This is a genomic window from Actinomycetospora sp. NBC_00405 (assembly GCF_036044095.1).
Lineage (GTDB): Bacteria > Actinomycetota > Actinomycetes > Mycobacteriales > Pseudonocardiaceae > Actinomycetospora > Actinomycetospora callitridis.
Map to the genome: position 1 here is coordinate 179,329 of NZ_CP107938.1, position 21,103 is coordinate 200,431.

Here is a 21,103-nt window from a genome sequence, read left to right on the forward strand (position 1 = left end):
CGACCGTAGAACGACGCCGCGACCCGGGCGGGTAGCGACATGCACCGGATCGCACCCGATCCGGCATGGGGTTCGACGCAGCGACCGCGCCGACGGTTCCCGGTCCTCGTCGAATCGTCCGAGCTGGGGGCTTTTCTGACGTTGAACGTCAGCGTGGCCCCCAGGCTGACAAACCCCAGGGACCCGTCAGGTCAGAGGGAGCTCCGCGACCGCCTCGAGGCCGCCGCGGGTGCCCGAGCGCTCCACCCGGACCCGCGCTGCGCGGCCGTTGACCTCGAGCGTGGAGACGGCGTTGCCGAACCACGGCCCGCCGATCGGCGACCAGCTCATCGGCAGGTCACCGATCCCGGCGGCCCGGGCGACGCGGGCCAGCGCGGAGGTGAGGCCCTGCCACCAGCCCACGGCGAACACGTACTCCATGAACCACGGGACGCCGTTGCGCACCGGCGAGCAGGTGAGCTGGTAGATCCGCGAGCGGGTGGGGGAGGGGTAGCGCACCTCGGCGGCGTAGCTGTGGTGGACGTCGCCGGAGAGCACGCAGACCGTCGCGGGTGCGTCCGGGCCGGACGCGACGCCGCGCACCAGGTCCGCGAGCCGGTCGAACGACGCCCGGAACGCCGGCCAGTGCTCGAGGTCGACGGCCTGGCGGACGGTCTCGGCGAGCTTGCTGCCCCGCGCGGCCGCCCACTCGTCGAGCGACTGGAAGTGGCTGACCGCGGGCGGCATCAGCCACGGGATCGACGACCCGAGCAGGAGGTGGTCGACCTCCTCGCCCGCGTCGGGGGTCGCGTTCTCCTCGATCCAGGTGAACGAGTGATCGTTGATCATGAGGCGGTCGTTCTCGTTGAGCACCCGGGCGCAGCGCGAGTCGACCATGAGCAGCCGGGTCCTCCCGAGGTCCCAGCGGTAGCTCCAGCGCACGCCGCTGGGCTCGCCGACCTCGGCGTCGGCGCGGCCGGCGAAGTCCGCGAGCAGGTCGTAGACGTCGCCGTCGGCCTCGAGGACCTTGCGGTAGAGCGGGTCGGCGTCCCGCGTCGCGGGGTCGAGGTTGCCGAGGTGCTGGTAGACCCAGTACGACGACAGCCCCGCGCGGATGCGCTGCGGCCACCACGGCTTGCTCGCCATCTCGTCGCGCCAGGCCTGCGAGGTGTTCCAGTCGTCGCGGACGTCGTGGTCATCGAAGATCATCGCGGTGGGCACGGTGGAGAGCAGCCACCGCATCTCGCGGTCGGTCCAGGACTCGCTGTAGAGGTGCGCGTACTCGCCGAAGTCCGCGATCTCCATGCCCGGGCCGGACTCGTCGTCGGGGTCGCGGTGGTTGCGGATCCACTGCTCGGTGCGTGGGGTGATCTCGTCGGCGTACACCTGGTCGCCGAGCAGGCAGAGGGCGTCGGGCAGGACCGACGCCGGGTCGTCGGTCGCCCGGACCTCGTCCATGAGGCGCACCGAGAAGGCGTCGAGCGCGTCGATGCCCAGCGACGCCTCGAGGTCGGCGTCGTCGGTCGGGGGGTAGCGGCAGGAGCCGAAGACGAACCGCAGGCGCCCGGTGTCCTCGACCTCCGTGCGCGTGCGCAGGTAGCTCGGCGGCGTCCCGGTGCCCTCGAGGGGCCACACGAGCTCGCCGTCGAGGCGGACCTCGTAGGGACGGCAGGTGCCGGGCTCGAGCCCGTCGACGACGACCAGCGCGTAGTGCTGCCCGCAGACCTGGAAGGTGGGCGCCGACGCGCCCAGTACCTCGACGGTGCACGCCTCGCTCGTCTCCACCCAGATCGTGGCGGTGGTGGTGCCGACGTGGCGCAGGAGGGGGCCCAGCTCCAGGGTGCTCACGGGTCCTGCCTACCCCAGCCGGGGGGTCGCGGCACGTCGCCCGGGGCCGGGCGTGGCGCGATCACTCCGAGCGGTGGGTCAGTTGCTCCAGGCGGCTCTGCACCTGGTCGAGGCGGGCCTGCAGGAGCGCGACCTCGGCGGAGAGCAGCGGGACCAGCGAGGCCTCGTCGACGTCGTCGGCCACACCGGCGAGCGGGGCGAAGACGGCGTCCGGGTCGTCGCCGGCCTGGTCGCTGCAGACCGTGATGCCGTCGCTCAGCGTCCCGAACGCCGCGAGGGTGAGGACGGGCCGCGGTCCGGCGCACAGACCGCACACCGGGTGCAGCCGCCGCCAGCCCACGACGCCCGGCCCGCCGTCGGCCAGGGCCGTCGACACCCGGCCGCAGCCACAGCGCCCGAGACGCACCGTGCGGACCGTCTGGCGCGCGTAGCGCAGTCCCAGCTCGTACCGCACGAAGCGGCCGGACGCGGCGATCTCGAGCAGGACGCAGTGCTGGTACTGCGGGTCGCAGGCGAGGTCGCGCGCGTCCTCGAGGGTGTGGAAGCAGTAGAACCCGCAGTCGCACCAGGACGACGGCGGATGGTGGCGGGGACTCTGGATGCAGACGGCGTCGGCCACCTGGCCGTAGACCTGGGTGCGCCCCAGGGCCACGCCGTTGAAGCCGACGCGCCGCGAGTCCGCCGAGATCATCGGGTAGGCGATCTTGTACCCGGTGAGCGGACCCTCCGGCCCGCGGTGCCTAGCGATCGACCAGCTGCTCGACCGGCCCACGCTGCCCCGTCCCTGTCTCCGCCGCCCTCACGTCGTCGGCCCTGATCGGGGCGACCTCGTCCGCGGGGACCTCCGGGGTGTCCGGCGGGTCTTCCGCGATGCCGGCGGAGAGTCGACGTCCCAGGCGCATGGCGGCCTCCGAGCGTTCGGGGTGACGTCCCCACAGAGTCGTCGGCGATCGCGACCATGTCCAGCCCCTGCGCCACCCTGGCAGCGCCGAGGGCCCGGGTCGGGCTCCTCGTGGGGAGCTGATCCGGCCCGGGCCCTCGCGAAGCTGCTGTGGGGAGCGGCTCGTCGTGCTGGTGGTGCTGTGGGTGCTGTCCTACTCGGCGGCGAAGCCCAGGTCGTCGACGACCGCGCCGACCTCGGCCTCGGTGGCCGCGACGTCCTTGTCGAGCTGGTGGGCGTAGGGCGCCAGCTCGACCGCGTTGGCCGCCGGGGCGGCGAAGCCGGTGACGGCCGCCGGAACGGCGACAGCGGCGAACGCGAGACGCATCGTGCTCTTCTTCATGGGGGTCCTTCCCGATCAGGACGGTGAACACGTTCGGACCAGCAGTGGACCGAACGGCCGAACCGTGACCGCCGTCAGGCGTCCGATTCAAGCCGGAACGGCCCCTTCGGCCGGTCGGTAACGAGATCATCACGAGCCGTGACGACCGCTCGTCGTCCCTCGTCGTCGATGTCGCATGTCAAGCCCGTGTTCGCTCGCGTGCCGGTGGATCTCGGGGATGTCACGCCTCGGTAACGGGGCGTCACATGATCGACACGGTGGCGGTGCCTCGTCCGGCGAGGGGCACGTTTCCGCAGGGGTTCCGGCCCGTCGATCATGCTCAAGGTGCCCCTCGTGCGAGGTGGACGGTCGGGCGCGGTGGTCGCGCCTGCCTCACCCGGCGGTGTCGTACGCTCGCCCCGCCGCGACGCCCGGGGGCGGGTCGCCGGAGGTCCGCGGTGCCCGGGGGGCAGTAGCTCAGCTGGTCAGAGCAGCGGACTCATAATCCGTCAGGTCGTCGGTTCGAGCCCGACCTGCCCCACCATCTCCGCAGGTGGCGACGGCCGGCGCTGCTGCCCGGCGCCCGCCCCTCCGGGCCGGGCGCGCTTCCGCTCCTGTGTCCGATCCGCCGCGCGCGCCCGACCCAGGGGCCGGGCGGGGGCACAATGGCGACGGCCTCCACCACGGTGGGGTCCGACCCGAAGCGCGACGACCATCGCGGGGGAACAGCTCATGCGTACCTCGGACACCGACACCGGCGCCCACGCCGCTCTCCGTGAAGCCACCCGGGCGCTCAGCGTCCGCCGGGACGGCACCACCCATGCCGAGCTGACCGAGACCGCCTACCGGACGCTGGCCGCGGACCTCGCCGTCACGCTCGACGCGGTCGCCGGCCTCCTGCGCTCGGTCGGCGTCGGCGTACGCCCCAACGCCACCACCCACGGCCTGCTCACCGTGGCCGAGCACCTGGACGTGGGCGCGCTGATGGCCCGCCGGGCCGGCGTCGACCACGACAGTCAGCCGCAGACGACGATGCACGTCGAGCCCGAGCGCTGTGGGTGCACTGACAGCTGACGGCTCCTCGCACCCGGTGCTCCATCGGCGAACCGGGCGCTCGCACCGCACGAGCGGCATGGCCCGCGCCGCCGAGGGAAAGACCCCGGGACGGACCCGTCCGCCAGGACGCGGTCGTCGTCGCGTTTGCCGACGGCCCCGCGACGGCAATTATCCCGTTTCGTCGTCCAACGCGACGTCCGGTCGACCTGACGGCCGCTTGTCGGACACGGGGTGCTGTCTCCTCGACGCTCCCGCCGGTCCCGTACTTCATGTGCATCCCCGACCTCCGCCGTTCGGTGGGGAGGGCAGATCGCGGCGCATGTCGCTTCGGCTCTGCCCGACCAGCGCTCGTCCTGCGCTGCTCCCCGTGTACCCCGCACCTCGCCGAACCCACGGGAGCAGCCACATGAAGGACCAGGACCACGACGACCTCGTGGCCGCCCTGCGACGGACCGCCCGGCAGCTGGGGGATCGCCGTAGCATCCGCGACCTCGAACACACCCTCGGACAGATCGTCACCTCGGCCGTCGCGACGATCCCCGGGGTGGACGCCGGAAGCATCTCGATCACCCATCACGGGCGGGTCGAGACCCGCACCCCCACCACCGAGGCCATTGGCAAGCTGGACAGCACCCAGAGCGAGCTCAACGAAGGGCCCTGCCTGTCCGCGATCGAGGACCCTCCTGAGGACGGGACCGTCATCGCCCGCGACTTCACCGGCGACGACGCGCAGCGGTGGCCGCGATTCGCGCCGTACGCGGTCGAGGCCGGCTACCGGGCACTGATGTCGACCCAGCTGTCGTCCGAGGGGGGTCCACGGGCCGCGCTGAACCTGTACTCGGCCGGTGCGGACGCGTTCGACGAGCACGCCCGCACCCTGGCGGGGCTGTTCGGCATCCAGGCCGCGATGCTGCTCTACGGCGCCGACACCGCGGCCCATCTGCAGCGGGCCGTGGACAGCCGGGACCTGATCGGGCGGGCCAAGGGCATCCTCATGGAGCGCTTCTCCCTCGATGACGAGGCCGCGTTCCAGTTGCTGGTGAGCTCCTCCCAGGACACCAACATGAAGCTCACGGACGTCGCGACGTGGCTCACCGACGAGGTGAGCGGCCGACAGACCACCGGAAAGTCGGAGATCGACGGCCGCTGACCGCCGCACACCTGTGATCCGCCGCGACCGGTGACCCGGACGAGCGAGACCCGGCTTCGCCGCCACCAGATCGGTTGGGCACAATCGATGCGCGGGCCCCAGGGAGGTCGGTTCACTCCGAGAGCCGACGGCTACGACCCGGCCGACGAGCCGCTCCCCGAGCCGGCCTCGATGTCGGACTGGCTGCGCGACCAGGACGTCCTCGACCTCGCGGTACACGCCCGCGCGTCCCGGTTGTCCGGGGCTTCGTTCGTGACGCACCTGCTCGACGCGGACTGACGTACGCCGGACCCGTCGGCCGACCGGCGGTTCGCTGCAGGCCGGCGAGAACAGGACCCCGACTTTGAGCACACGCATCGACGACGAGAAGCTGCGCGTGGTCGCGCACGCCGTCCTCCAGAACGTCCATCGGCTGGTCGGCGAAGGACTCCAGATCGCCGCGGTGGAGAAGATCACCGCTCACGCGCTCGCTCTCACCGCCAAGGCCGCCGAGATCGTCGACAGGCCCGAGCGCCAGCGCATGCACGGCCTCGGGCTGTGGGAGCTGCTCTCGGTCCTCGCCGGGCCGGTGTCGACCACCCTGCTGCACTGGCTCGACGACGCCCTCGGGTCGGCACCCTGACAGCCGACCTTGCGGCGACCTGTCCACGAGCGCCGGCGTCCGATCGAACCCGCCCTCATCCCGGTCCCCCGACGGTGGTCGCCGTCCCCTCCGACCTGGTCAACTCCGGAGGCGGCGGCCACCCTGGGGGCATGGACCACGCCACGATCCGATCGCTGCGTCGGTGGCTCCTGGTCGCGACGGTGCTGATCGCCGGGTTGATCGGCTCCGGCTGGGCGGGAGCCGTCGGCGCCCCGTCGAGTCCTCGGGTGTGGATCGATGTCGCCCTCGCAGTGGCCGCCCTGGTCTGCGTCGGCGTCGTCGGCGGGCGCCTGCGACGTCGGGAGCGGACATCCGACAGCGGCAGCACGGGCGCCGAGCGGCGCACGACGGCCTGGCCGGTCACGAGGGGGAACCCGTCATGAGCAGTTCGGGCCGGCCGTCTCGCGCGCTGCTCGCCGCGGTCGTGGCGTCCCTCGTCCTGACGGGCTGCGCACGCGGATCCGGACAGCCACCGGCTCCGGGCGGCCCGGTCGGCGGCGGCCCGCTCGCCGAGCGCCTCGCCACGGAGACGACCGTCGACGGGGCCGTCGGACACCTCGAGGCACTCCAGGCCATCGCCGACCGCACCGGCGGCAACCGCGCCGTGGGCACTGCCGGCTACGTCCAGAGCGTGGAGTACGTGGCGGACACGCTGCGTCGCGCCGGCTTCCGGGTGGAGACCCCCACCATCGCCGTGACCGGCGAGGACGACGAGGGCGAGGGCGCCGAGGGCACGGCCGGTGCCCGGACCACCCGCACCGTGATCGCCCAGACCAGCACCGGCCGGACCGACGAGGTGATCCTGAGCGGCGCCCATCTCGACAGCGTCCCCGAGGGGCCGGGCATCAACGACGACGGCAGCGGGGTCGCCGCGAACCTCGAGATCGCCTTGCGGCTGGGGGCCGCGGCGCCGGTGACGAACGCGGTGCGCTTCGTCTGGTTCGGGGCCGAGGAGGAGGGCCTCGTCGGTTCGCGGCAGTACGTCCAGGGGCTGACGGCCGACCAGCGGCAGGACATCGCCCTGATGCTGAACTCCGACATGATCGCGTCCCCCAACGCCGGGTACTTCGTCTACGACGGCGACGGGTCGGACGCGGGCAACACCGAGGACGCGGCGGCGGGATCGCCGACGATCGAACGCCTGCTCGTCGACCGCCTCGCCTCGCTCGGCGTCGCGGCGCAGGGGACCCCCTTCAACGGTGACTCCGACTACGGCCCGTTCGTCGAGGCCGCGATCCCGTCCGGGGGCGTCTTCACCGGCGACGCCCCGAGCAAGACGCCGGAGCAGGCCGCGCTCTGGGGCGGTCGGGCCGGCGTGCCCTTCGACGCCTGCTACCACCGGGCGTGCGACACCGCGAGCAACATCGACCGCGTCGCGTACGGACGCATGCTGAACGCCCTGGCCTTCGGCATCGGGTCGTTCGCCTCCGACCTCGACGGCCTCCCTCCGCGCGCCGAGCGCGGATGAGGGGCCGGGCCGACCCACGGCGCTCTGGACGCCGCCGCCCTGCTCGGGCACCGTGCCGGACATGACCGAGCGGGAGCAGGCCCAGGCCCAGGGCGAGCAGGACGCCGCGATCGCGCTGGCCGAGGAGGAGCACCGGCGCGTCGCCGGCGGCGGGATGCTCACCGTTCACCCCGTCGAGGAGTGGGTCCCGCGGGCCCACCGCCGGACCTACCTCGACGGCGCCGCCTCCGTCCTCGGTTACCGGCCGTTGATCAGGGCCTGACGGAGGTCCGGCGCGCCTGCTGGACGGCCCGGCGGACCGCGATCACCGCCCGGTCCCGCTCCGCGACGAGGGTCGCGTAGTCACGCCCGTCGGCCTCGGCCGCCGTGCCCTCGACCATCGCGTCCCGCAGCGCGTCGGTGAGCTCCGGGGCCTCCAGGTGGGTCCAGGGCGCGCGCAGCGACGGCCCGAAGTGGTCGAGCATGTGGGCCATGCCGCCCTCGCCGCCGGCGAGGTGGAAGGTCAGGCATGGGCCGTGGACCGGCCAGCGCAGGCCCGGACCCTGGGTGATCGCGTCGTCGATCTGGTCGACGGTGGCGTCCCCGTTCGCGACCATGTGCAGCGCCTCGCGCCAGAGCGCCTCCTGCAGCCGGTTGGCGACGAAGCCGGGGACCTCGCGCTCCATCTCGATCACCGTCTTGCCGACCCCGCGGTAGAACCCGGCGGCGCGGCGCACAGCGGCGGGGTCGGTCCCCGGGCCGCCGACGACCTCGACGAGCGGGATCAGGTACGGCGGGTTGAACGGGTGCCCGACGACGAGCCGGGAAGGATCGGCCGCCGCCGTCGCCATCTCGCCCATCGGGAAGCCCGAGGTGGACGAGGCGACGACGACGTCGTCCGTGGTCGCCGCGACGAGGTCGGCGAGCAGCCCGCGCTTGAGCCCGAGGTCCTCGGGGGCGCTCTCCTGGACGAAGACCGCGTCCCGGCACGCCTCGGCCAACGAGTCCACCACTCGAAGCCGGGAACGGTCGGCGGCATCGTCCAGACCGAGCTCCGTCAGGGCGGGCCAGGCCGCGTCGACGATCCGGCGCAGGCGGGACGCCGCGTCCGGCGCCGGGTCCCACGCGACGACGTCGAAGCCGCGGGCGAGGAAGAGCGCGGCCCAGCCGCCGCCGATGACGCCGGCGCCGATGCAGGCGATCGGCCTGCTCACCGTGCACCCGCCAGCCCGAAGATCTCGCGCGCCTGGGCCGGGGTGGCGACGGAGGCGCCCAGGCCCTCGACGATCGTCACGGCGCGGTCCACGAGCTGGGCGTTCGTCGCCTTCACCCCGCGCGCGAGGTAGAGGTTGTCCTCGAGCCCGACGCGGGCGTGCCCGCCGAGCAGCACCGACTGCGCGACCCAGGGCAGCTGGTCACGGCCCAGCGCGAACGAGGTGAACTGGGCGTCCTCGGGCAGCAGGTTCACCATCGCCTGGAGCAGGCCGGGGTCGGCGGGTGCCCCGTACGGGATACCCATGCAGAGCTGCACCAGCGCCGGCGCGTCGATCAGTCCCTCGTCGTGCATGACCTTCGCGAACCAGAGCTGGCCGGAGTCGAACACCTCCAGCTCGGGCTTCACCCCCAGCTCCTGGAAACGCTTCGCGCCGGCGCGCAGCATGTCGGTGGTGGAGACGTAGAGGGCGCTGCCGTCCCCGAAGTTGTAGGAGCCGCAGTCCAGCGTGGCGATCTCGGGCCGGAGCTCCTCGACGTGGGGGAGCCGGTCCATGGCATTGACGAGGTCGGTGCCGTCGACCGGCTTGAGCGGGTCCTCCTGGTCGATCACGAGGTCGCCGCCCATGCCCGCGGTCAGGTTGAGGACGACGTCGACCTCGCTGGCGCGGATCCGGCGCGCGGTCTCGCGGTAGAGGGCGACGTCGCGGGAGCGGATGCCGGTCTCGGGGTGACGGACGTGGACGTGGACGACGGCCGCCCCGGCCCGGGCGGCGGCGATCGCGTCGTCGGCGATCCGGGCCGGGGTGACCGGCACGTGGGGGCTCTTGCCGACGCTGTCGGCGGCCCCGGTCAGCGCGGCCGTGATGACGACCTGGCGGTTCACGGGTCGGGGCATGAGAGGTCCCTCCGGACGATGAGGTGGTCGATGACGTCGTGGAGCGCGGCGCGCATGGCGGCGGCGTCGGAGGCCCCCGTCATGACGCCGACGCCGAGCCCGTCGACGAGCGCGGTCAGCTGGCGGGCCCGCAGCTCGACGTCCAGGTCGGCCCAGAAGATCCCGGCCTCGACGCCGTCGCGCAGCGTCATACGGACCGTGCGGCTCCACCGGTCCTGCGCCAGGGCGTACAGCTCGCGACGGTCGGCGTCGACGACCGCCTCGACCCACACCTGCATCCAGATCGACCACTCGGGCCGCAGGACGGGGCCCTCGGGCATCTGCAGGTCGAGCAGCGTGAGCAGCCGCCGGTGCGGGTCGTCGATGTCGCGCAGGGCGTCGGACTGGCGCGCGAACGCGAGCTCCACGTTGTGCCGGAGGGCCTCGCCGAGCAGGGCCTCGCGTCCCGGGAAGTGGTAGTGGACCGCGGCGCTGCTCGTCCCGGCGCGCTCGGCGACGTCGGCGACGCGGACCCGGTGGTATCCGGCCGTGGCGATCAGCGTCCACGCGGCGTCGAGGATGCGCGCGCGGGCACCGTCGGGGTCGGGCGCGACGTTCTCGCGGATCGCCGGCCCGGGGGTCGCCGTCACCGGCGGGTCGTCACCACGGGTCAGCCAGGGGAGTGGCACGCCGGTGACGCCCGCGATCGCGGCGAGCTCCCCGGCCGTGAACCGGCGGCGACCGGCCAGGGCCTTCGACAGCTTGGTCTCGTCGAGCCCGATCGCGCTCGCCACCCGGCGTCGCGGGCCGATCCGGTCGACGGCCGCCCGCACCCGCCGCCGGACCTCCTCGTCCTCGGACACCCCCGGACGGTAGGTCGCCCGTCCCGCGAATCGCAAGCCCTCAACTGACGAGTCAGTCAGTGCTTGCGATCAGAATGTCAGCAACAGTGCTCCCCGCGCCAGGAGGTGATCCCCTCCCGCACGGCCACGGCGGCGATGACGAGGGCGACGACGGGGTCGGCCCAGCTCCACCCCAGCGTGGCGTTCAGGACGAGGCCGAGGAGCAGCACGCCCGACAGGTAGGTGCACAGCAGCGTCTGCTTCGAGTCGGCCACCGCCGAGTTCGAGCCCAGCTCCCGGCCGGCCCGGCGCTGCGCGGCGGACAGGAACGGCATGACGACCAGGCTCAGCGCGGCCAGGACGATGCCGACCGTCGAGGGCCGGGGGTCGGCCGCGCCGAGCAGGGTCCGCACCGACTCGACGCCCACGTAGGCGGCGAGGGCGAAGAACGAGAAGGCGATGACGCGCAGCGCCGCGCGCTCGCGGGCCTCGGGGTCGCGGCCGGAGAACTGCCAGGCCACGGCGGCGGCCGAGGCGACCTCGATGGTCGAGTCGAGGCCGAAGCCGATGAGGGCGGACGACGACGCCACCATGCCGGCGCTGATCGCGACGATCGCCTCGACGACGTTGTAGGTGATCGTCGCGGCGACCAGCAGGCGGACCCGCCGTGTGAGGACGGCGCGGCGGTCGGCGTCGCCGCTTGCGCGCTGCGCGACGGGGCCGGCGCAGCACTCCTTGTCGCACTCCGCGCCCGAGGTCAGGGGCAGCGAGTGCCGCGCCTGGTGTCCGGCGCTCACGGCCGGACCACCTCGTCCAGGCACTCCTGGGACGGCGACACCGCGAGGACGACCCGGGCCATCTCCCGCAGGGCCGTCGCGAGGTGGGGGTCGGCGATCTCGTAGCGGGTCTGGCGGCCCTCGAGCGACGCGACCACGAGCCCGCAGCCCCGGAGGCAGGCCAGGTGGTTCGAGACGTTGGACCGCGACAGCCCCAGCGCCCCGGCGAGCTGTGCCGGATAGCCCGGGCCGTCGAGCAACGCCACGAGGAGCCGGCAGCGGGTGGGGTCGGCCAGCGCCCGTCCGACCCGCGCGAGGGCGGCGTCCTGGGTCTCACCGGTCAGCATGCGCTGAACCGTACAGCGAGGACTGAACAGTGGGGAAGGGTCAGCGCGGGGGTCAGCCACCGCGCCGCGGCGTCGGCGCAGTCGGCCGGGGTGGAGTTGAACGCGATCGCGGCCCGAGGCGCGTGCCGTCGGACGAGGTTGACGACGACCTCGAAGAACTCCAGCAGCTCCTCGTCCTTCCGCAGGCCGCCGCCCACGACCACGCACTCCCACGGCTCGCGCCGCAGGTGCTCGACGATCGTCCCCTCGGCGCTGTCGTCGAGCGGCACCAGGCACATCGTGTGGGAGATCCCGAGCTCGTCGAAGCGCCGACGTCCGCGCTCGAGCGCCTCGAGCACCGGCGCCGGGTCGTGGCCCGGGATGGTGACGGGGTCGAGCCCGAGGACGAGCGTGGAGGGCGGAGCCACGCCACCCTTCCTAGCACCGTGCTCGTTTCGGCTGGACGTCGTCGCGGTCGTGCGCAATCGTGGACGCGGACGACCAGGACCCCGTCGCCGACCCGCCCCCGCCGAGATCCGGGGGCCCGTCGATCGCACCCGGGGGATCAATGGCCCACAGGAGTCCCGAAGACCTGCAGGACCGGCGCGACATCCATCGCGCGCAGGTCCTCCTCGGTCTGGCGCGCGGCCTCACCGATGTCGAGAGCGCCGAGGCGCTCCGTCGCCGCGCCGCCGCGGAGAGCGTGTCGCTCCACGCGGCGGCCCTCGCCGTCCTCTCGGACAGCCCCGCGGACGACGAGCCGGCGTTCCGCGGTCCGGTCCGCACCGGTCGCCACCTCTCGGCGGTCGCGAGCTCGCCGCCACGGCTCGACCCCTGACGCACCGATGAACACTCTGCAGCCGTCCCACGGTCCCTCCGGGCCGGCGCGCCCGCAGCCGCCGGAACCCACGGTGTCGTACGTGCTCGTCCACTCCGGCACCGATCCCGCTCGGCCGCCCGACCCGACATCGTCCGCCCTGACGCCCCCGATCCCGGGGCTGGGCCTGTGCGGGCCGGGGTGGACCGTGCTGGCCGCCCACGGCAGCCGCTGGAGCTGGTCGATCCGCCTCGACGCGCACGGTGCCGCCTACGCCGCGCCCACCCGTGTCGCGCAGGCGGTGGCCGTCCGCGTCCTGTCCGCCCACGGGATCGACGTCCTGGGATGGAACCCGGCCGACCCGGAGGCGCGAGCCTATGCCGCCGTCACGGTGGCGCCACAGTTCCCTGCGCAACGCCGCGACACGTGGCGGTGGTGGCGGTGAGTGCGCAGCCCGGGCGGGGCCCGTGCCCGGGTGTAGGGTTCGCCGGACCTGCTCCTCCGGGACCTCTCGGCGGGGGCGGGGAGCCCGGCCTGGACCTCGTCGGGGCGTGAGCGGGGGAGCCCGCCCACGCGGCGACCATGGGCGGCGGGTGCGAGGTGGATCAGGCCCGGTTGAGCCAGGCCCTCGCCGACGCCGTCGCCGGGGGCGGCTCCGAGGCTGCACTGGCCGTGTGCCGGGCCTGCGTGGAATGGCTGCCGATGACCGGGGCGTCGATCACGATGATGACCGTGGCCGAGGTGCAGGAGCCGGTCTGCGCGACCGACGCGGTCTCCGCCCGCATCGACGAGCTGCAGTTCGGCCTGGGCGACGGCCCGTGCGTGGAGTCCTTCCGCACCGGCCGGGCCGTGCTCGTGCCCGACATCGCCGACCCGACGGAGACCCGGTGGCCGGTGTTCGCCGCGGCCGCGGCCGCCACCGGCGCCCGCGGCATGTTCGTGTTCCCCCTCCAGGTCGGCGGCGCGCGCATCGGGGTGCTCGACTGCTACCGCGACGCTCCCGGCCCGCTGGACGACGAGGACCTGACCGGAGCCCTCCGCACGGCCGACGCCGCGGTGTGGTCCCTGCTCGACCGCAGCGACCCGGGGGGCGCCGTGTCGGCCGGCGCGCCGGACGGCTCCGCGCTGGTGCGCGCCGAGGTGCACCAGGCCACGGGGATGCTCATGGCGCAGGCACGGCTCGACGCGCCGTCGGCGCTGGCCCGGCTGCGCGCGTACTCCTTCAGCACCGGACGCACGATCACCGAGGTCGCGGACGACGTCGTCGCCCGCCGCCTCCGTCTGCACCCCGACGGGGTGTGGAGCAACGATGCTTCCGGACACACTGATCACCGCGACGCCCGTAGCGACGACCCGGTTGACCCGCCCAGCCGGGACGACGAGGAGAAGCCATCATGAGCACACCGTCAGCCGCCCGCGAACAGGCGTTGGTGACGGCGTTCGTCCGTCTGGCCGACACCCTGGTGGCGGACTACGACGTGATCGAGCTGTTCCACGGCCTGTGCGGCGACTGTGTCTCGTTGCTCGGCGTCGACGCCGCGGGGCTGCTGCTGACCGACCAGCGCGGCACCCTGCAGGTCGTCTCCGCGTCCACCGAGGCGGCCAACCTGGTCGAGCTGTTCCAGCTCCAGGCCGAGGAGGGCCCGTGCCTGGACTGCTTCCGCACCTCGGCCCAGATCCATGCCGGCGACCTCGCGACCGACACCCGCTGGCCGCGGTTCGCCACGCTCGCCGACGAGAACGGGTTCACCGCGGTGCACGCGCTCCCGATGCGGCTGCGGGGGGAGACCATCGGCGCGCTCAACCTGTTCCACCGCAGCCGCACGGACATGAGCGCCGACGAGCTCGCCATCGGTCAGGCCCTGGCCGACGTCGCCACCATCGCCATCCTCTCGGACCGCAACACCCGCGAGCGGGAGCGGCTCACCGAGCAGCTCCAGGCGGCGCTGACCAGCCGCGTGATCATCGAGCAGGCCAAGGGCGTCCTCGCCGAGCGCGGCCAGATCCCCCTCGACGAGGCGTTCTCCCGCCTGCGGGCCCACGCCCGCTCGACCCAGCAGCGCCTCTCCGACCTGGCTCGCGCCGTGACCGACGGGTCCTTCGACACCGCCCCGCTCCTGCGCTGAGCTCAGCTCGTCACGAGGGCTCGCCAGCACATCCGCACCGTCGTGCCGAGCTCCGACCCCAGCACGGCGTGGTGGTCCGAGAGCTCGCGCACGAGGTCGAGCCCGCGGCCGCGGAAGCCCGGGTCCGCGTCCGGCGGCGACCAGACCCCCTGGTCCTCGACGACCACGACCACGCCGTTCCCGCACGGGCGGGGCGCCGCGAACAGCGAGACGTCCCCGACGGGGCCCGGATAGGCGTGCTCGACGACGTTGCTCACCGCCTCGTCGACCACCAGGACGATCGACTCACCGATCTCCTCGTCCAGCACCGTCGCCACCGTCCACCGCCGGACGAGACGGCGGAGCGCGAGGATGGTCTCCGGCCGCGCCGGGCGGCGCTCCCACAGCCAGGCCCCGCGGACCCCGGCGGAGTCCGTGCCGGCCGGGCACACGCATCCCGTGGACCGTCCGAGGCACTCGAGATCGCGGTTGGTGATCATCAGCTGTCGGCCGGGCGCATCTCGGTGGGGGGCATCGACCGCGGTGCCGGGACCGCGGGTGCGACGACCGGGACGCGGTGCGGGTCGATCATGAGCGGGCGGCGGAGCTCCCGGACCGTCCCCCGGAGCGTCTCGGTGCCCTCGGCGGCCTCGCGGGCCAGGATGTCGGCGAACTGCGGCCAGCGCGCGCCGACCACGTCCACCACGCACTCGGGATGGGCGTCGAGCCTGCCGCGCAGGCGGGCGAGGCCCAGGAGACCCGCGCGGTCGCACGACACGATCCCGCGGATGTCCAGGACCACCCGCGTCGAGCCCTCGCGGGCCTCGGACTCCGCCCGGGCGCGCAGGGACGGGACGGCGGCACCGTCGACGGCGCCGCCGATGACGAAGATCGTCTTGCGGTGGTGCTCGCCCACCCATCGCGAGGAGCTCGTGCGGGTGACGGTGGTCCGACTCATCGGTGGCCCCCTGGACGCGACGCAGTGATGACGGAGCGCCAGGGGTCCGGGGCGCGGCACGGCCGAGTGCGGCCGTCTGAGCCGCATATGCTAACGCTCCGAGCACCGCTCGTCACCAGGTCTACACGCACCGGGACGAGCAGCCAGGTCAGCTCGTGAGGCGCTCCAGGACGAAGTCGACGGAGCGCTCGAAGGCGGCCCGGGCGACGTCGGGCCGGCCGAGCCACAGGTGGTCGGCGCCGTCGAGGAGCTCGAGCGTCACCGCGGCGCCGACGCCGTCCAGGGCCGCGCCGAGGCGCTCCGACTGCCGGGTCGGGACGAGGCGGTCGGCCGTGCCGTGCAGCAGCAGGAACGGCGGCGCGTCGACGTGGACGTGCGTCACCGGGCTCGCGGCCCGGGCTCGTTCGGGGTCCGACGACGGCGCGACGCCCAGCAGCAGCGCCTCTCGGGAGTCCGGCGCGCCCGGGTCGACGGCGCTGATGCCCCCGGCGGCGGCGTCGGCGGCGACCGTCGTCAGGTCGGCCGGGCCGTACCAGTCGACGACCGCGCGGACGCCGGGGTCGGTGAGGCCGAGCAGGGCGGCGAGGTGCCCGCCCGCCGACTCGCCCCACAGGGCGATGCGGGTGGGGTCGATCTCGAGGTGCTCGGCGTGTGCCCGCAACCAGCCGAGGCCCGCGGCGGCATCCTCCAGCGGCGCCGGGAAGCGGGCCTCCCCGCTGAGCCGGTAGTCCAGCGACGCCACCGCGAACCCGTGCGCCGCGAGCTGCAGGAACGGCGACGGGGACCAGTCGGCGTAGGCCGGCCCGAAGCCCGCACGGCTGCCGCCGCGCCAGCCGCCGCCGTGCAGGAAGACGATCAGCGCCGGCAGCGGCCCGTCGGGTCGGTGCAGGTCGAGCAGCAGCGGCCGGTACCCGGGGACGGCCGCGTACTCGACCGCGCGCCAGGTCGTGACGCCGTCGGCGAGGACGGGCTGGGGAAGGTCCGGCGGCTCGCTCGGCGGCCCGCTCGGTGCTCTAGCCGAGGAAGCGGACATCGTGGTGGAACTCGTTGCGGTAGCGGCGCGCGGCGTCGCCGAGCTGCTCGCGGGAGGGGATGACGGGCTCGGCGGGCGGCATCGTCGAGGCCGTCCGCTCGCCGGCGGCGGCGAAGAAGCGCTCGAAGCCGCCGGTCGACACCCCGAGCGTGCGCGCCCGGTGCGACTCGACGCGGAACGTGTGCTTGCGCCCGGCCGGGACGTAGCCGAAGTCGCCGGTGGTGAGGACGCGGTCGAGCAGCCGGCCGTCGGCGTCCTCGACGGCGACGCGCACACGCCCGTCGAGCACGTAGAAGATCTCGTGGACGTCGTCGTGGGAGTGCACCGGGATGGCCTGCCCCTTCGGCGCCTCCATCGTGAACACACCGAACTGGCCCTCGGTCTCGTCACCGGACAGGAGCACGGTGAAGAGCTGGTCGAACAGGTGCGCCCGCTCGCCCTCACCCGCCGCGAGGAAGAACGGGGACGGACGCCCCGGCAGGGTCTCCTCGGACGTCGGTGTCACGAACTCCGCGGTCACGGGTGCTCCTCGTCGGCAGGGGGATGACCTCGGCACTCTGCGCCACGCGGGGCCCTCCGTCACTGTGGCTTCCGCCCACCGGCACGGCCTACGCGTGGCGCAGGCGGGGGAGGACCTCGCCGGCCACGAGATCCAGCATCCGCTCGCGGGCGGCGTCGTCGACCGCCGGCGCGAGGACCACCGAGTCGGCGCCGGCGTCGGCGTACTCCGCGAGACGGGCGGCGACCTGCTCGGGCGTGCCGTGGGGGACGACCGCGTCGAGGATGCGGTCCATGTCCTGCCCGTAGGTCGCGGCGAGGCTGTCCCGCGCGCGGCGACGGGCGACCGCGGGGTCGGGGTCGACGGCCGTCCACGCGAAGTAGGCGCCGGAGACCTCGGCGGGGTCGCGGCCGTGGCGCTCGGCCTCCTCGCGGGCGGTGGCCAGGCCCCGGGCGACGCGGTCCGGGCTGCCCAGGTACGGCATCCACACGTCGCCCGCGCGACCGGCGCGTCGCATCGAGGCCTCGGAGCGCCCGCCGACCCACACCGGTGGGCGCGGGCGCTGGATCGGCAGCGGGTCGAGCGTGGCGGGCGTGCCGTCGACGTCGATCGGCTCGCCGGCGAAGAGCGTGACGAGGACGTCGAGCGCCTCGTCGGTGCGCCGCCCCCGCTCGCGGACGGGCACCCCGCACGCCGCGAACTCCACGGGGTTCTCGCCGCCGACGCCCACGCCGAGCTCGAAGCGGCCGCCGGAGATCCGGTCGAGGGTCGCGGCCATCTTCCCGGCGAGCGGCGCGGGATAGAGCGGCAGCAGTGTGACGGCGCTCAGCAGGCGCACGCGGGTGGTGACGGCCGCGGCGGCGGCGAGGGCGACGAACGCGTTGGGCGTCGGGCTCCCGAACAGCACGTGCTCGCCGCTCGCGACGAGGTCGAAGCCCTGCTCCTCGGCACGCCGGGCGGTGTCCGGGACGTCGGCGGGGTCGCCGGTGGGCGGCAGGACCACGCCGATCCTCACGTGTCGGCCCTCACGCCTCGACGCCCGCTCGCGACAGGACCGCCCTCGCCATCGTCAGGTGCACCGCATCGACCATCTCGCCGTCGACGACCCCGACGCCCGACGAGCCGGCCTCGATCACGAGGCGGGCGTGGGCGATCTCCTCGTCGGTCGGGGTGAAGGTCTCGTGCGCGAGCGCGACCTGCGAGGGGTGGATGCAGATCTTGCCGTCGTACCCGAGGTCGCGGCCGACGGCGGCGTCGGCGCGGAAGGCCTCGGCGTCGTGGGCGGCGACGACGGCCTGGTCCAGCAGCCCGACGCCGGCGACCGCGGCTGCGAGCACCACCTCGCTGCGCGCGAACAGCACCTCCTGGCCGCCCGCCGTGCGGCGGCCGCCGACCGAGGCGATGTAGTCCTCGGCGCCGAAGTACGCCGCCAGCAGGCCGGTCATCAGCTCCCGGCACCGCGCCACCCCCCGGGCGCTCTCGAGGCCGCCGATCACCGGGCGGTCACCGAGTCGCCCGCGCAGGTCCTCGAGCTGCTCCGGGGACTCCAGCTTGGGCAGCACGACGCCGTCGGCGGCCGACTCCGCGACCGCGGCGACGTCGTCGGCGTACCAGGGCGTCGTCGGGCCGTTGACGCGGATCAGCACGAGCGTCCCGCCGTCGCGGGGCAGCTCGGTGACGGCGCGGACCGTGGCGTCGCGCGCGGACTCCTTGTCGCCCGCGGCCACGGCGTCCTCGAGGTCGACGGCCACCGCGTCGGGGGACCAGCGCGGCACCTTGGCCACCATGTCGGGCCGCGCGCCGGGCACGAACAGCAGGCTCCGCGGAACCCTCATCCCGGCCGCCGGTGCATCAGGCCGGTCCGCGTGCAGGAGCACACGACCTCCTCGCGCTGGTTGTGGGCGCGGTGGGCGAACACCACGATCCCGGCGTCGGGCCGCTTGCGGGACTCCCGGGCCGAGACGACCTCGGTGGTCACCCGCACGGTGTCCCCCTGGAACACCGGCGCGGGGAACGTCACCTCGTCGAGCCCGAGCTGGGCGACGATCGTCCCGAGCGTCAGCTCCGGCACCGAGAGCCCGACCACCAGCGCGAGGGTGAACATGCTGTTCACCAGCGGGCGCCCGAACTCCGTGCCCTCGGCGTACTGGTGGTCCAGGTGCAGCGGCGCGGGGTTCATCGTCATGGTCGTGAACAGCACGTTGTCGGTCTCGGTGACCGTGCGACGGACGGCGTGCTCGACCACGAGGCCCTCGGTGAGGTCCTCGAACCAGAGGCCGGCCATCAGGGTCGAGCTCCCGCTTCGCTTCGTCTCCCGGTCATCCGCGCACCGCCGCGGCGAGGGTGTCCAGGCTGCCCGGGTCCTCGAGCGCGCTGGTGTCGCTGCGGGCCTCGCCGTGCAGCAGGACCTCGCGCATCAGCCGACGCATGATCTTGCCGGTGCGGGTCTTCGGCATCGCCGAGGTGACGATCACGCGGTCGGGCCGCGCGAGCCCGCCGATGGTCTCGCCGACCAGGTCCCGCACCTCGTCGGGCACTCCCTCGACCTCGCCGGACACGGTCACGAACGCCACCGGCACCGTGCCCTTGGTGGCGTCGGGCACCCCGACGACGGCGGCCTCGACGACGCGCGGGTGCGTGCCGACGACGGCCTCGATCTCCATCGTCGACAGGCGGTGGGCGGCGACGTTGATGACGTCGTCGGCGCGCCCGAGCACCCAGAGGTGCCCGTCGGCGTCCACGACGGCCTCGTCGTTGGTGGCGTAGCGCCCGGGGAAGCGCCCGAAGTACGTGGAGAGGTAGCGGTCGTGGTCGTCCCAGACGGTGCGCGCCAGGGTGGGGAACGGCCGGGTCATCACGAGGTTGCCCTTCACCCCCGGCGCCACCGGCGCGCCGTCGTCGTCGACGACGTCGAAGGCGTGGCCGGGCACCGGGGTGCCGGCCGAGCCCGCCTTGAGGTCGTCGACGCCGGTGACCGGATAGGTCCACGTCGAGCCGGTCTCGGTCTGCCCGTAGGCGTTGACGATCGGGACGCCGAACGTCTCGTTCGCCCAGGTGAACGTCTCCCCGTCGAGCGGCTCGCCCTGCACGGTGATCAGCGCGAGGCGGGGGAGCGGGTGGGCGGCGGCGAGGTCTGGGTCGTTGCTGCCGAACTTGCGCAGCATCCGCAGCACCGTCGGCGCGCACAGCACCTGGGTGACGCCGTGGCGTTCGCAGACGTCGTAGAACCGCGAGGGCGACGGGGTGTCCAGCGCGCCCTCGTAGCAGGCGATCGTCGAGCCGTGGGCCAGCCCGCCGATCACCGCCTGGATCGGGAAGGTCAGCCACCCGACGTCGGCGGCGACCCAGTAGACGTCGCCGTCGACGGGCCCGGCCTGCCAGTGCACGTTGGCCCAGGTCCCGAGCAGGAACCCGCCGACGGAGTGCACGACGCCCTTGGGCTTCGACTCCGTGCCGCTGGTGAAGATCAGGAACGCCGCCTCGTTGGGGTCGAGCGAGGCCATCGGGGCACCCTCGGGGTGCTCGGCGAGCAGGGCGGCGTAGGAGACCTCGTCACCCTCCAGCGGCACGCCGCGACCCGTGCGGTCGACCACGACGACGTGCTCCACGGTCGGGGCGTCCGACCGCGCCGCCCGCAGGGTCCCGAGCAGCTCGACGGGCTTCCCGCGCCGGTAGATCGCGTCGGCGACGACGACGGCCTTCGCCCGCGCGGCGGAGAGCCGCGAGGCGACGGCGTCGCGACCGAAGCCGGAGAAGAGCACCGTGTAGATCGCGCCGATCCGGTTGCAGGCGTGGATCGCGGTGAACGCCTCGACGAGGTTCGGCATGTAGACCGCGACGACGTCGCCACGCCCGACGCCCAGGGCGACCAGGCCGCCGGCCAGCCGGTTCACCTCGTCGGCGAGCTCGGCGTAGGTCACCGTGCGGGTGTCGCCGGGCTCGCCCTCCCACACGATCGCGGCGCGGTCGGCCGTCGCCGGGTCCTCGGCCCAGCGATCGACGCAGTTGTCGGCGACGTTGATCCGCCCGCCCTCGAAGTAGCGGAAGTCGCCCAGCTCGCCCGAGCGCACGGTGTGCCAGGGCTCGAGCCACCGGTGCTTCTCGGCCACCCAGACCCAGTAGTCGTCGGGGTCGGCGTCGTGGCGGGCGCGGGCCGTCGCGAGCTCGTCGACCCGTCCGGAAGAGCGCCATCGCTGGTCCAGCGGCTGCAGCGGTGCGGAGATCAGGGTGGCGAGGGTGTCGCGATCGTCCATGATCGGGTCTCCTCCGTGGG

28 protein-coding genes and 1 tRNA gene are annotated in these 21,103 nt (G+C 74.0%); 12 read left to right on the forward strand and 17 right to left on the reverse strand.

Features of this window, described 5'->3' with window-relative positions:
- Nucleotides 1-186 precede the first annotated feature (186 nt).
- The 3 genes from OG774_RS00850 to OG774_RS00860 all read right to left on the reverse strand — a co-directional run bounded on the left by OG774_RS00850 (nucleotide 187) and on the right by OG774_RS00860 (nucleotide 3,110).
- Nucleotides 187-1,827: an alkaline phosphatase D family protein gene (locus OG774_RS00850; protein WP_328306055.1), complete on the reverse strand. Its 1,641-nt coding sequence runs from the start codon at nucleotides 1,825-1,827 to the stop codon at nucleotides 187-189.
- 61 nt (nucleotides 1,828-1,888) lie between these two features.
- A complete protein-coding gene (locus OG774_RS00855; RefSeq protein ID WP_328306056.1) occupies nucleotides 1,889-2,599 on the reverse strand; it encodes a hypothetical protein in 711 nt (236 codons plus the stop codon).
- Nucleotides 2,600-2,921: 322 nt separating this feature from the next.
- Nucleotides 2,922-3,110 (reverse strand): hypothetical protein, encoded by a 189-nt coding sequence (locus OG774_RS00860; RefSeq protein WP_328306057.1) that lies wholly within the window; start codon nucleotides 3,108-3,110, stop codon nucleotides 2,922-2,924.
- 445 nt (nucleotides 3,111-3,555) lie between these two features.
- Between OG774_RS00860 and OG774_RS00865 the strand changes: the two genes are divergently transcribed.
- From OG774_RS00865 to OG774_RS00900, 8 genes are all read left to right on the forward strand, one after another.
- Nucleotides 3,556-3,633 (forward strand) — tRNA-Ile (locus tag OG774_RS00865).
- Nucleotides 3,634-3,821: 188 nt separating this feature from the next.
- Complete coding sequence (locus OG774_RS00870) at nucleotides 3,822-4,163, forward strand: hypothetical protein (protein ID WP_328306059.1); 342 nt, start codon at nucleotides 3,822-3,824, stop codon at nucleotides 4,161-4,163.
- A gap of 388 nt (nucleotides 4,164-4,551) precedes the next feature.
- Nucleotides 4,552-5,295 (forward strand): GAF and ANTAR domain-containing protein, encoded by a 744-nt coding sequence (locus tag OG774_RS00875; protein ID WP_328306060.1) that lies wholly within the window; start codon nucleotides 4,552-4,554, stop codon nucleotides 5,293-5,295.
- Nucleotides 5,296-5,382: 87 nt separating this feature from the next.
- Nucleotides 5,383-5,574: a hypothetical protein gene (locus OG774_RS00880; RefSeq protein ID WP_328306061.1), complete on the forward strand. Its 192-nt coding sequence runs from the start codon at nucleotides 5,383-5,385 to the stop codon at nucleotides 5,572-5,574.
- A 64-nt stretch (nucleotides 5,575-5,638) separates the two neighbouring features.
- Entirely contained in the window at nucleotides 5,639-5,917 is a 279-nt protein-coding gene (locus OG774_RS00885; RefSeq protein ID WP_328306062.1) for a hypothetical protein, read from the forward strand.
- A 131-nt stretch (nucleotides 5,918-6,048) separates the two neighbouring features.
- The gene (locus OG774_RS00890) at nucleotides 6,049-6,321 is read left to right on the forward strand and encodes a hypothetical protein (RefSeq protein WP_328306063.1); all 273 of its coding nucleotides are present in this window, start codon (nucleotides 6,049-6,051) and stop codon (nucleotides 6,319-6,321) included.
- A complete protein-coding gene (locus tag OG774_RS00895) occupies nucleotides 6,318-7,406 on the forward strand; it encodes a M28 family metallopeptidase (protein WP_328306064.1) in 1,089 nt (362 codons plus the stop codon). The genes OG774_RS00890 and OG774_RS00895 overlap by 4 nt, the downstream gene beginning before the upstream one ends.
- 61 nt (nucleotides 7,407-7,467) lie before the next feature.
- A complete protein-coding gene (locus OG774_RS00900; RefSeq protein ID WP_328306065.1) occupies nucleotides 7,468-7,668 on the forward strand; it encodes a hypothetical protein in 201 nt (66 codons plus the stop codon).
- Here the strand turns inward: OG774_RS00900 and OG774_RS00905 are convergent.
- The 6 genes from OG774_RS00905 to OG774_RS00930 all read right to left on the reverse strand — a co-directional run bounded on the left by OG774_RS00905 (nucleotide 7,658) and on the right by OG774_RS00930 (nucleotide 11,846).
- Nucleotides 7,658-8,599: a 3-hydroxyacyl-CoA dehydrogenase NAD-binding domain-containing protein gene (locus OG774_RS00905; RefSeq protein ID WP_328306066.1), complete on the reverse strand. Its 942-nt coding sequence runs from the start codon at nucleotides 8,597-8,599 to the stop codon at nucleotides 7,658-7,660. The genes OG774_RS00900 and OG774_RS00905 overlap by 11 nt on opposite strands.
- Nucleotides 8,596-9,495: a 3-keto-5-aminohexanoate cleavage protein gene (locus OG774_RS00910; protein WP_442873928.1), complete on the reverse strand. Its 900-nt coding sequence runs from the start codon at nucleotides 9,493-9,495 to the stop codon at nucleotides 8,596-8,598. The genes OG774_RS00905 and OG774_RS00910 overlap by 4 nt, the downstream gene beginning before the upstream one ends.
- Nucleotides 9,480-10,337: a TetR family transcriptional regulator C-terminal domain-containing protein gene (locus OG774_RS00915; protein WP_328306067.1), complete on the reverse strand. Its 858-nt coding sequence runs from the start codon at nucleotides 10,335-10,337 to the stop codon at nucleotides 9,480-9,482. Before OG774_RS00915 ends, OG774_RS00910 begins: the two co-directional genes overlap by 16 nt.
- Nucleotides 10,338-10,414: 77 nt before the next feature.
- Nucleotides 10,415-11,113 carry a cation transporter gene (locus tag OG774_RS00920; RefSeq protein ID WP_442873929.1) on the reverse strand — a complete coding sequence of 233 codons (699 nt, stop codon included), beginning with the start codon at nucleotides 11,111-11,113 and terminating at the stop codon, nucleotides 10,415-10,417.
- A complete protein-coding gene (cmtR, locus tag OG774_RS00925) occupies nucleotides 11,110-11,439 on the reverse strand; it encodes a Cd(II)/Pb(II)-sensing metalloregulatory transcriptional regulator CmtR (protein ID WP_328306068.1) in 330 nt (109 codons plus the stop codon). Before cmtR ends, OG774_RS00920 begins: the two co-directional genes overlap by 4 nt.
- Nucleotides 11,433-11,846, reverse strand: coding sequence for a hypothetical protein (locus OG774_RS00930; protein WP_328306069.1), 414 nt, complete (start codon nucleotides 11,844-11,846; stop codon nucleotides 11,433-11,435). Before OG774_RS00930 ends, cmtR begins: the two co-directional genes overlap by 7 nt.
- Before the next feature lie 140 nt (nucleotides 11,847-11,986).
- On the opposite strand from OG774_RS00930, the gene OG774_RS00935 reads away from it, so the two are divergent.
- The 4 genes from OG774_RS00935 to OG774_RS00950 all read left to right on the forward strand — a co-directional run bounded on the left by OG774_RS00935 (nucleotide 11,987) and on the right by OG774_RS00950 (nucleotide 14,361).
- Nucleotides 11,987-12,256, forward strand: coding sequence for a hypothetical protein (locus OG774_RS00935; protein ID WP_328306070.1), 270 nt, complete (start codon nucleotides 11,987-11,989; stop codon nucleotides 12,254-12,256).
- 82 nt (nucleotides 12,257-12,338) lie between these two features.
- Entirely contained in the window at nucleotides 12,339-12,680 is a 342-nt protein-coding gene (locus OG774_RS00940) for a hypothetical protein (RefSeq protein WP_328306071.1), read from the forward strand.
- Between the two features lie 170 nt (nucleotides 12,681-12,850).
- The gene (locus tag OG774_RS00945) at nucleotides 12,851-13,633 is read left to right on the forward strand and encodes a GAF and ANTAR domain-containing protein (protein ID WP_328306072.1); all 783 of its coding nucleotides are present in this window, start codon (nucleotides 12,851-12,853) and stop codon (nucleotides 13,631-13,633) included.
- Nucleotides 13,630-14,361: a GAF and ANTAR domain-containing protein gene (locus OG774_RS00950; RefSeq protein WP_328306073.1), complete on the forward strand. Its 732-nt coding sequence runs from the start codon at nucleotides 13,630-13,632 to the stop codon at nucleotides 14,359-14,361. Before OG774_RS00945 ends, OG774_RS00950 begins: the two co-directional genes overlap by 4 nt.
- Nucleotides 14,362-14,363: 2 nt before the next feature.
- On the opposite strand, the gene OG774_RS00955 is transcribed toward OG774_RS00950, so the two are convergent.
- The 8 genes from OG774_RS00955 to OG774_RS00990 all read right to left on the reverse strand — a co-directional run bounded on the left by OG774_RS00955 (nucleotide 14,364) and on the right by OG774_RS00990 (nucleotide 21,083).
- A complete protein-coding gene (locus tag OG774_RS00955; RefSeq protein WP_328306074.1) occupies nucleotides 14,364-14,840 on the reverse strand; it encodes an ATP-binding protein in 477 nt (158 codons plus the stop codon).
- On the reverse strand, nucleotides 14,840-15,298 hold the full coding sequence (locus OG774_RS00960) for an STAS domain-containing protein (RefSeq protein WP_328306075.1): 459 nt from the start codon (nucleotides 15,296-15,298) through the stop codon (nucleotides 14,840-14,842). The genes OG774_RS00955 and OG774_RS00960 overlap by 1 nt, the downstream gene beginning before the upstream one ends.
- Before the next feature lie 148 nt (nucleotides 15,299-15,446).
- A complete protein-coding gene (locus OG774_RS00965) occupies nucleotides 15,447-16,331 on the reverse strand; it encodes an alpha/beta hydrolase (protein WP_328306076.1) in 885 nt (294 codons plus the stop codon).
- Nucleotides 16,312-16,851, reverse strand: coding sequence for a quercetin 2,3-dioxygenase (locus OG774_RS00970; RefSeq protein WP_328306077.1), 540 nt, complete (start codon nucleotides 16,849-16,851; stop codon nucleotides 16,312-16,314). Before OG774_RS00970 ends, OG774_RS00965 begins: the two co-directional genes overlap by 20 nt.
- A gap of 88 nt (nucleotides 16,852-16,939) precedes the next feature.
- Nucleotides 16,940-17,833: an LLM class flavin-dependent oxidoreductase gene (locus tag OG774_RS00975; protein WP_328306078.1), complete on the reverse strand. Its 894-nt coding sequence runs from the start codon at nucleotides 17,831-17,833 to the stop codon at nucleotides 16,940-16,942.
- A gap of 22 nt (nucleotides 17,834-17,855) precedes the next feature.
- A complete protein-coding gene (locus OG774_RS00980) occupies nucleotides 17,856-18,665 on the reverse strand; it encodes an HpcH/HpaI aldolase/citrate lyase family protein (protein ID WP_328306079.1) in 810 nt (269 codons plus the stop codon).
- Nucleotides 18,662-19,114, reverse strand: a complete 453-nt coding sequence (locus tag OG774_RS00985; protein WP_328306080.1) for a MaoC family dehydratase — start codon at nucleotides 19,112-19,114, stop codon at nucleotides 18,662-18,664. Before OG774_RS00985 ends, OG774_RS00980 begins: the two co-directional genes overlap by 4 nt.
- Before the next feature lie 34 nt (nucleotides 19,115-19,148).
- Entirely contained in the window at nucleotides 19,149-21,083 is a 1,935-nt protein-coding gene (locus tag OG774_RS00990; RefSeq protein ID WP_328306081.1) for an AMP-binding protein, read from the reverse strand.
- Nucleotides 21,084-21,103: the final 20 nt, after the last annotated feature.

Coding starts and splice junctions, on each gene's coding strand:
- OG774_RS00860 (WP_328306057.1), bottom strand. CDS start 3,110: ATGAAGAAGAGCACGATGCGTCTCGCGTTCGCCGCTGTCGCCGTTCCG.
- OG774_RS00870 (WP_328306059.1), top strand. CDS start 3,822: ATGCGTACCTCGGACACCGACACCGGCGCCCACGCCGCTCTCCGTGAA.
- OG774_RS00875 (WP_328306060.1), top strand. CDS start 4,552: ATGAAGGACCAGGACCACGACGACCTCGTGGCCGCCCTGCGACGGACC.
- OG774_RS00880 (WP_328306061.1), top strand. CDS start 5,383: ATGCGCGGGCCCCAGGGAGGTCGGTTCACTCCGAGAGCCGACGGCTAC.
- OG774_RS00890 (WP_328306063.1), top strand. CDS start 6,049: ATGGACCACGCCACGATCCGATCGCTGCGTCGGTGGCTCCTGGTCGCG.
- OG774_RS00895 (WP_328306064.1), top strand. CDS start 6,318: ATGAGCAGTTCGGGCCGGCCGTCTCGCGCGCTGCTCGCCGCGGTCGTG.
- OG774_RS00900 (WP_328306065.1), top strand. CDS start 7,468: ATGACCGAGCGGGAGCAGGCCCAGGCCCAGGGCGAGCAGGACGCCGCG.
- OG774_RS00910 (WP_442873928.1), bottom strand. CDS start 9,495: ATGCCCCGACCCGTGAACCGCCAGGTCGTCATCACGGCCGCGCTGACC.
- cmtR (WP_328306068.1), bottom strand. CDS start 11,439: ATGCTGACCGGTGAGACCCAGGACGCCGCCCTCGCGCGGGTCGGACGG.
- OG774_RS00935 (WP_328306070.1), top strand. CDS start 11,987: ATGGCCCACAGGAGTCCCGAAGACCTGCAGGACCGGCGCGACATCCAT.
- OG774_RS00950 (WP_328306073.1), top strand. CDS start 13,630: ATGAGCACACCGTCAGCCGCCCGCGAACAGGCGTTGGTGACGGCGTTC.
- OG774_RS00955 (WP_328306074.1), bottom strand. CDS start 14,840: ATGATCACCAACCGCGATCTCGAGTGCCTCGGACGGTCCACGGGATGC.
- OG774_RS00960 (WP_328306075.1), bottom strand. CDS start 15,298: ATGAGTCGGACCACCGTCACCCGCACGAGCTCCTCGCGATGGGTGGGC.
- OG774_RS00965 (WP_328306076.1), bottom strand. CDS start 16,331: ATGTCCGCTTCCTCGGCTAGAGCACCGAGCGGGCCGCCGAGCGAGCCG.
- OG774_RS00980 (WP_328306079.1), bottom strand. CDS start 18,665: ATGAGGGTTCCGCGGAGCCTGCTGTTCGTGCCCGGCGCGCGGCCCGAC.
- OG774_RS00985 (WP_328306080.1), bottom strand. CDS start 19,114: ATGGCCGGCCTCTGGTTCGAGGACCTCACCGAGGGCCTCGTGGTCGAG.
- OG774_RS00990 (WP_328306081.1), bottom strand. CDS start 21,083: ATGGACGATCGCGACACCCTCGCCACCCTGATCTCCGCACCGCTGCAG.